Genomic DNA, 6,992 nt, shown 5'->3' with positions numbered 1-6,992 from the left:
GGGGGCGATGGGGGCGGGTCGGCGGGGGGCGATGGGGGCGGGTCGGCGGGGGGCGTTGGGGGCGGGTCGGCGGGGGGCGTTGGGGGACGCGGGCGCGTCGTTGCGAGGGGAAGGGCGGGGGCGAGTCGGTGCCTGGAGTGGGGAGGCAGGACTTGTCGGTGGGACGTCGGATGGGGGCCGGTCGGGGGGAGCAGGACGTCAAGCGCGGCGGAGCTTCGGGCGACGCGAGCGGCGTGGCGGGTGGAGGGGGAAGGGCGGGGGGCGAGGAGGCGGGCTCCGGTGGAACGAAGCAGGCATCCGCCGGAGCCTGGTCCACCTCGTTGAAGGGTGGCGGGACCGTGCGCACCGTTGGTCGGCGGGGGTGGTTGCCCCGATGACGACGGTTGGCAAGGTCAGGGGCCGCGGAGCGTCGCGGCGGCTTGGGGTGGGGATTCGACGCATGGGGACGCGGTCCACGCTGCTCGCGCTGGGGGTGCTGCTCATGGCACCGGTGGCGAGCGCATTCGAGGCAGGGGATGTCCGCCGCAGGGCGACGCAGGACCCCGAGCGGGTCGCACCCTTCGGGTTGATGCTGGACGCGGGGGTGACGGAGGGCGCGGGGTTGTCCATCTCGTTTCGTCCCGCGCGGGTGGTGCGGCTGCACCTGGGCGCCACGCACAACGGAGTGCGCGCCGGAGCGCGAGCGGGGCTCACGCTGTTGCCGCTGCGAAGCCGGGTGACGCCCGCCTTCAGCGTGGAGATTGGCCACGCGCAGCCCGCGGACGTGCGCGCCTTGGAGCGCAGGCTGGCGGATCTGTCACTGCCGCCACTGCCGTCGCTCGAGCGCGTGGGCTACACGTACGCGAGCGGACTGGTGGGCCTGGAGGTCAGCATGCCCCGGAGCATCACCTTCTTCGTGCGCGGCGGGGTGAGCTTCATGGAGCTGTACGGCCCCAGCTTGAAGGACCTGGACGAGCCGCTCCGGGGCACCGTCGGGCCCACGGAGGACCGGTCGTGGATGCTGCGCACCGTGCGCCCCACGGCGAAGCTCGGCTTCATCCTGAACTTCGGTTAGCGGAAGGTGTCGAAGAAGGCCAGCGCCTGGTCCTCGGCCCAGAAGCGGGGACGGTGGAGCTTGCCGGCGACGAAGCCCACGTGTCCGCCATGCCGGGTCAACACCACGCTCAGGTGCGGGTTGTCCTTCGCGCTCGGCGGGATGACGGGCGACTCCAGCATCGGGTCATCCGCGGCGCTGATGAGCAGCGTGGGCTTGCGGATGGCGTGCAGCCGGGGGCCTGACGACGACTCGGCGTAGTAATGCTCCGCGCTGTTGAAGCCGTGCAGGGGCGCGGTGACGGCGTGGTCGAACTGGCGCACCGTGCGCGCCGCCTCCATGGCCCGGCCATCGAAGGCGTTGGGGAAGCGCTGGAGCTTCGCCCGCGCCTTGCTCTTGAGCGTGCGCAGGAAGCGCTCGCGGTAGATGCGGTGGAAGGGGCCGGGGCCATCCAGCTTGGCGCAGCACGCGTCCAGGTCGTACGGCGCGCTGATGGACGCGGCGGCGCGGACGGGCGCCTGCTCACCTTGATCCTCGAGCAGCCGGCACAGCACGTTGGCGCCCAGGGAGAAGCCCACGGCGAAGAGCGGCCCGGTGACGCGGGCGCGCAAGTCCTGGAGCAGTCCGAGCGCGTCGTCGATGTGGCCCGAGTGGTACGTGCGCGCCAGCCGGTTGGGCTCACCGCTGCACGAGCGGAAGTTGAGCGCGGTGGCGCCCCAGCCGCGCTGGGCCGCGCCCCGGAGGATGGCGGTGATGTAGCCCGCCTGGGAGGAACTCTCCAAGCCATGCAGCGCCACCACGTGTGGTGCGCCGCTGGGGCCGTCGAAGGTGTCCAGATCGACGAAGTCACCATCGGGCAGCTCGCGCCGCTGGCGCTTCAGCGGAGGCGCGTGACGGGGACGCACGAAGTTCGCGTAGATGGTCTGCGCGTGTTCGTTCGTCAGGCCCGGCGCGGCGACGAAGGACTCGGTCGGCTGGAAGCTCACGGCCGGGGGATAGCGCCCCCGCTCGCGGGGGACAAGGGGCCCCTGTCAGGGCGTGTCGTCCGGCCGTCCTCCACCCGGCGCTCCGGCGCGCTCCTTCGCGGCCTGTCGGGCGCGCTTCATGGAGGGACAGCCCTGCTCCTTCACGGCGCGGGCCTCCTCGGTCAGGTCGAAGAGGGCCAGGTACTTGTGCACGCGCTCATCCAGCGTGGGCGCCTCGATGAGGCGGCACACCTCGTCGGCCTGGTAGTCGCGGCAGATGCTCGGCCTCTGCTCGTAGATGGCGCAGAGGTTGTCGGGCAGCAGGTGCGGGCACCTGAGTCCGAGCGGCTTGTCGAGCGCCGCGATGTCCGGCGCCACGCAGCAGGCGCCACAGAGGGTGCATTCCATGAGGGCTTCAGTCTCGTGGGCTCAACGTGGGACGGCCTTCTTCACTTCCCCGCCGTTCGTCACGGTGAGGAGCACGCCCTGGCCCTTCTTCCACGACAGGAACTCCGACTCCGTCTTCGGCTCCAGCACCTGCTCCTTCACCCCGTCGTCCTCGTAGCGCACGTGCACCACGTACGTCTCCTCGCGCTGCTGTCGGTCCTGCGGGCCCACCTGGAGCGCCGGCCAGCGTGGAGCGCCGTCCTGGCCTGAGGACTCGCGCCGGTCCACCTTGCGCCACTCGTGGGTGTCGTACGTGCACTGCCGCGCGTAGACGGGCTCGTTGCGGTAGCGCGTCTGGTTCTGACAGTCCTCGTAGGACTCGTTGCAGTACTTCGTCACGTCTTCGCAGACCTCCTCGGCGAAGCCGTTGCCCTTGTCGCGTCGGCGGCACTTCTCCTCGGTGCCACACGCCACCTTGCGCGTCTTCGAGCGGCACACGCGCTCGGTGCCGTCCGCCACCTTGCGCGTGCCGCGCTGGCGCTCCACGCAGCCGCGCACGTTCTCCACGCCCGCGACCTCTCCCGCGCCGCTGACGGGCATGCGCGCGCTCACCTGTCGCAGCTCGTCCGCCCAGCCCGTCTTCTCCACACGGGTGAAGCGCTCCTGCACCACCGCCACCTTCCACGACGTGCCCGTGACCTCACCCGGGTAGTCGTGCGTCTGGCTCGCCCAGCCCGCGTACATGCAGCTGCCGAAGCAGCACGACAGCAGCGCGCCCAAGAACAGCCACATCCCAAGGCGGCGCTTCTTCTTCGGCGGCGGGGCGGGGGCGGGCGCGGGTCCGGCCAGGTCCTTCCGGGGCGCCACCTTCGAGTCTGACTCCCGCTCGGCGTTGCAGTGCCTGCACCGGGGGGTGTCACCCCGGTTGGCGGCGCCGCAGAAGGCGCAGAACCAGTCCTCGCCCGCGTTCGCCAGCTCCACCGCCTTCTCGTCCGTCACGCCGTCGCGCAGCGACTTTCCGCTCGTCGCGTCCACGTCGCCGAAGTCGAAGTCCGACTCGTCACCCGACAGCTCCCGTGGGTTGTTGCAGGTGGGGCAGCGCTTGTGCCGGGCGAGGATGCCCTTGGCGTCGCACGAGGTGCAGTTCCAGGTGCCTTCGATGATGCGCGTGCGCTTGGCCATGTCGGGACATCCTATCCGCGCGTCACACCCAGAGAGCGCGCGAGAAGGTCACCCGCTCGGCGGACGGCAGCCCCGCCCTCAGCGGCCGCAGCATGGGCAGCGAGCCCTCCCGCGCCACGCGCGTGGCGCCCGGACTCCGCGCCAGCCAGGGCAGGGTGCCCGGCTCCTCCCAGACCACCACGCGGGACAGGCCCGCCCGGTGCGCCACGCCCCGCGCGGCCTCCATCAGCGCCATGGAATCCTCGGTCGACTCCGCGTCGAACAGCAGCATCACCAGCTCGCCGTAGCGGGCCATCATCGCCCACAGCGCGAACGAGCGGCCCACCACCGCGCCGCAGGCCTCCGGCCGGGGGCGACGCAAGAGCTCCGCGTAGACACGCTCCCTCTCCAGGTGCCAGTCCACCTGCGCCGGGCTTGGCCACAACAGGAAGGGAACGTCCGGACGCTGCAGGCGCCCCATCATCTCCGGCACGTCCCCGTCGCACAGGAGCGCGTCCACCGCGCGCGTGGACAGCCCTCCCATGGCAGGCAGGTTCCAGTCCCACGCGGGCGCCTCGCGGTAGCCCGAGCGCTGGTAGAGCGGCGCGCCCACGTCCGAGAAGAGCAGGGCCGCGTGCCGGTCCCCGCCCTCCCGCGCGATGTGCTCGGCGACCTGGTCCATCAGTCGCGTCGCATGCCCATGGCCCCGCAGCACGGGCTCGGTGAAGACGCTGGCGATGGCCTCGCTGACGCCGGGCGTGGTGACACCGTCCGGGCCCCTCAGGTAGCTGTCGGTGCGGAACGTCTCGCAAGAGGCCAGCACCTGTCCGCCGTCGTCGACGAGCAGCCAGGTGCGCATGCCTTCGCGGCACCAGGGATGCGCGCGCAGCCGCACCTCGCGCTGGTGGAACTGCTCCACGGTGAGGGGCGAGCCCCAGGCGGCGTGGGTGACGCGGTCGCGCTCGGCTTTCTGGGCGTCGGTGGCGAGGACCAAGGGCATGTCACACCAGGGTATCGCCACCGGGCCATGCCGCGCATCCACCGGCGTGCGCGAGGTCGCCCGCCCGTCTCACAGGCGCGTGCTGTACGGGAAGCGGACGTGGAACTGGAGGTAGGCCTGTCCCACGTGGAAGATGCCGTCGCGCACGCGGTCCGGCAGCCCCAGCCCGCCCAGCTCCTGCGGCACGTAGAGCGCGGACTCCCAGCCCAGGCTGATGAGGAAGCTCTTGGAGAGCTGCAGCTCCAGGTCCACGCCCAGCTCCGCGCCCGGCCTCACGAAGTGCGTGTCCGCCAGCGTGTCCGAGTGCAGGTACGCGTACGTCAGGAGCAACCCGCCGCCCACCGCCAGCCGCACCGGGCCAGACGTCAATGGCAGCCCCAGTCCCAGCGGCTTCCAGGTGATGCCATACATGCCGGTGTCCCGCACCTTGGGGGAGATGATGAGCGAGTCGGGGATGAAGATGGACGGGGAGATGCGCACCTCGTCCACGCTCTTGGCGTACTTGCGGTAGCGCGAGGGGATGGCGCGCTGGTTCTTCTTCAGCCAGTCCTTGTCCAGCACCGCCTCGACGGAGAGCTTCAGCCCGGTGTGGATGGGCTGGTCGTCGAAGACGGGCCCGAAGAACAGGAACGCGGCGGGCCCCACGCCCACGTCCACGGGCACCGTGACGTTCCGGGCGGCGGCCAGGACGGGGGACAACAGCAGGCACAGCGACGCGATGCGGGCGAGGTGCATGGTGGAAATCCTCCTGGGTGAAGCCAGCCCCGCCCCGGAATTAAGCACAACCTGCGAATCAACCATTGCCGCACCGAGCGTGTTTGGAGCAGGAAGGGGACGCGCCGGCCCGGGGGGAGCCGAGGACGTCTCGCGTCGCCCCGAATCCAGGTCCGGCGGCACCGAGACGACTGGAGAACCGATGCTTTCCGCCGCCCTTCTGATTGCCACCTCCCTGCAGGCCCAGACGCCTGCGCCCACGCCCGCCGCTCAAGAGCCCGCCGCCCCCGTCGCGGCCGCGCAGGCCACCACGCCCGAGGAGCGCGCCGCCGTCGCCGCCGAGCGCGCCGCCGCCGCCGCCGAGCGCGCCGCCGAGGCCAGCGTCCGCGCCGCCGAGGCCGCCGAGCGCGCCGCGGGTGTCATCGCCGGTGCCCCGGGCGCTCCCGCCGCCGCAGCAGCAGCGGACGAGAAGAAGAAGGAGGAGTGGGACGTCACCCTGGGCCTGGGCCTCATCTCGCTGACGGGCAACGCCTCCACGCTCACCTTCAGCGGCCTGGCCAGCGCGCAGCGCACGACGGAGCACTGGATTTTCGGCATCCGCGGCTACGGCAACTACGGCCGCAGCCGCCCGCCCGAGGTGGCCGGTGAGGAGCAGGAGTCGCAGCTCGTCGCCCTCAACGCGGGCCTGGAGCTGCGCGGAGACCGCCGCTTCACGCAGATGCTCAGCGGCTACCTGCTGACGGGCGCCGAGACGGACCACGTCAAGAGCGTGGAGTCGCGGACCATCGGCGAAGGCGGTCTGGGCGTGCTGTGGTGGGACGAGAAGAAGAAGGACGAGCGCGAGTCCTACCTGCGCACGGACCTCGCCTTCCGCTACGCGCGTGAGACGCGCTTCCAGTACTACCCCTCGCGCCTGGACCTGCCGGACGTGGACCTCGGCGGCCCGCGCTTCGGTGTGGCCTTCCGCTACGGCATCACCAAGGACGTGCTCTTCAAGGAGGACGCGGAGGTGCTGCTGAGCGTCATCGGCGACTCGCGCGTGCTGGTGAACAGCCAGACGCAGCTGGCGGTGAATCTGACGGAGGCGCTCTCGCTGGGCGTCAGCTTCCTGGTGAAGCACGACAGCAAGCCGCCCGAGGGCAAGGTGCCCACCGACACCGCGCTGGCCTTCAACTTCCAGGTCACGCTGTAGCCCGCAAAAGCAACGCGGCGCCGGGGAGTGTCCTCGGCGCCGCGGGATGATGCGAAGGGGGCAGGTGAGTGCCCCCCAGGAGTCGTCAGTGGCTCTTGGCGGGAGGAGCGTCCTTCAGCTCCGGCGCGTGCACGCCGCCGCCGAAGCGGCCGCGCTGCTCACCCGTGCCGATGTCCGGCGGCTGCAGGTCGCTGTACTGCGAGCCCGGCGGGTTGGCGCCGCGGAAGCGCGTGCCCAGGTCCGCCATGGGAATGACGAGCGCGAGAATCACGAAGACGATGGACACGGCGAAGATGAGCCGGTTGACGCCCTGGTGCTCCGCGAGGTGCATGAAGTACAGCGTCACCAGCGTGCCCTTCACCGTCGCGATGACGATGGCGAGCAGCAGGCCGAACGACGGCAGGTGCATGCGGCCGGTGACGACGGTGACGATCGTCAGCACCAGCAAGACACCCCAGATGAGCCAGTAGCGGCCCGCTCCGTGGTGCTCGGTCATGTTCTTCTCTTCCTGATGGGATTCGTTGGCGATGGCCATGGTGG

8 protein-coding genes are annotated in these 6,992 nt (G+C 71.2%); 2 read left to right on the top strand and 6 right to left on the bottom strand.

Going from position 1 to position 6,992, the window contains the following annotated elements; all coding sequences use genetic code 11:
- Positions 1 to 439 precede the first annotated feature (439 nt).
- Positions 440 to 1,054, top strand: a complete 615-nt coding sequence (locus LXT21_RS25935) for a hypothetical protein (RefSeq protein ID WP_254040862.1) — start codon at positions 440 to 442, stop codon at positions 1,052 to 1,054.
- On the opposite strand, the gene LXT21_RS25930 is transcribed toward LXT21_RS25935, so the two are convergent.
- The 5 genes from LXT21_RS25930 to LXT21_RS25910 form a co-directional block, all read right to left on the bottom strand.
- Entirely contained in the window at positions 1,051 to 2,019 is a 969-nt protein-coding gene (locus tag LXT21_RS25930) for a hydrolase (protein WP_254040861.1), read from the bottom strand. The two genes, LXT21_RS25935 and LXT21_RS25930, sit on opposite strands and share 4 nt — an antisense overlap.
- A 45-nt stretch (positions 2,020 to 2,064) precedes the next feature.
- Complete coding sequence (locus LXT21_RS25925) at positions 2,065 to 2,406, bottom strand: YkgJ family cysteine cluster protein (protein ID WP_254040860.1); 342 nt, start codon at positions 2,404 to 2,406, stop codon at positions 2,065 to 2,067.
- 21 nt (positions 2,407 to 2,427) lie between these two features.
- Positions 2,428 to 3,567, bottom strand: a complete 1,140-nt coding sequence (locus LXT21_RS25920; protein WP_254040859.1) for a hypothetical protein — start codon at positions 3,565 to 3,567, stop codon at positions 2,428 to 2,430.
- 22 nt (positions 3,568 to 3,589) lie between these two features.
- Positions 3,590 to 4,546: a GNAT family N-acetyltransferase gene (locus LXT21_RS25915; protein ID WP_254040858.1), complete on the bottom strand. Its 957-nt coding sequence runs from the start codon at positions 4,544 to 4,546 to the stop codon at positions 3,590 to 3,592.
- 69 nt (positions 4,547 to 4,615) lie between these two features.
- Complete coding sequence (locus tag LXT21_RS25910) at positions 4,616 to 5,281, bottom strand: hypothetical protein (RefSeq protein WP_254040857.1); 666 nt, start codon at positions 5,279 to 5,281, stop codon at positions 4,616 to 4,618.
- A 181-nt stretch (positions 5,282 to 5,462) separates the two neighbouring features.
- Here LXT21_RS25910 and LXT21_RS25905 point away from each other — a divergent pair, with 181 nt between their 5' ends.
- Entirely contained in the window at positions 5,463 to 6,452 is a 990-nt protein-coding gene (locus LXT21_RS25905; protein WP_254040856.1) for a DUF481 domain-containing protein, read from the top strand.
- Between the two features lie 85 nt (positions 6,453 to 6,537).
- On the opposite strand, the gene LXT21_RS25900 is transcribed toward LXT21_RS25905, so the two are convergent.
- On the bottom strand, positions 6,538 to 6,987 hold the full coding sequence (locus tag LXT21_RS25900; protein ID WP_254040855.1) for a cytochrome C oxidase subunit IV family protein: 450 nt from the start codon (positions 6,985 to 6,987) through the stop codon (positions 6,538 to 6,540).
- Positions 6,988 to 6,992: the final 5 nt, after the last annotated feature.

Source organism: Myxococcus guangdongensis (genome assembly GCF_024198255.1).
Taxonomy (GTDB): Bacteria; Myxococcota; Myxococcia; order Myxococcales; family Myxococcaceae; genus Myxococcus; species Myxococcus guangdongensis.
This window is presented reverse-complemented; position numbering and strand designations above follow the sequence as displayed.

What these genes read in the sequence shown, in the direction of transcription:
- LXT21_RS25935 (WP_254040862.1), top strand. Translation starts at nt 440, where the DNA reads ATGGGGACGCGGTCCACGCTGCTCGCGCTGGGGGTGCTGCTCATGGCA.
- LXT21_RS25925 (WP_254040860.1), bottom strand. Translation starts at nt 2,406, where the DNA reads ATGGAATGCACCCTCTGTGGCGCCTGCTGCGTGGCGCCGGACATCGCG.
- LXT21_RS25920 (WP_254040859.1), bottom strand. Translation starts at nt 3,567, where the DNA reads ATGGCCAAGCGCACGCGCATCATCGAAGGCACCTGGAACTGCACCTCG.
- LXT21_RS25915 (WP_254040858.1), bottom strand. Translation starts at nt 4,546, where the DNA reads ATGCCCTTGGTCCTCGCCACCGACGCCCAGAAAGCCGAGCGCGACCGC.
- LXT21_RS25910 (WP_254040857.1), bottom strand. Translation starts at nt 5,281, where the DNA reads ATGCACCTCGCCCGCATCGCGTCGCTGTGCCTGCTGTTGTCCCCCGTC.
- LXT21_RS25905 (WP_254040856.1), top strand. Translation starts at nt 5,463, where the DNA reads ATGCTTTCCGCCGCCCTTCTGATTGCCACCTCCCTGCAGGCCCAGACG.
- LXT21_RS25900 (WP_254040855.1), bottom strand. Translation starts at nt 6,987, where the DNA reads ATGGCCATCGCCAACGAATCCCATCAGGAAGAGAAGAACATGACCGAG.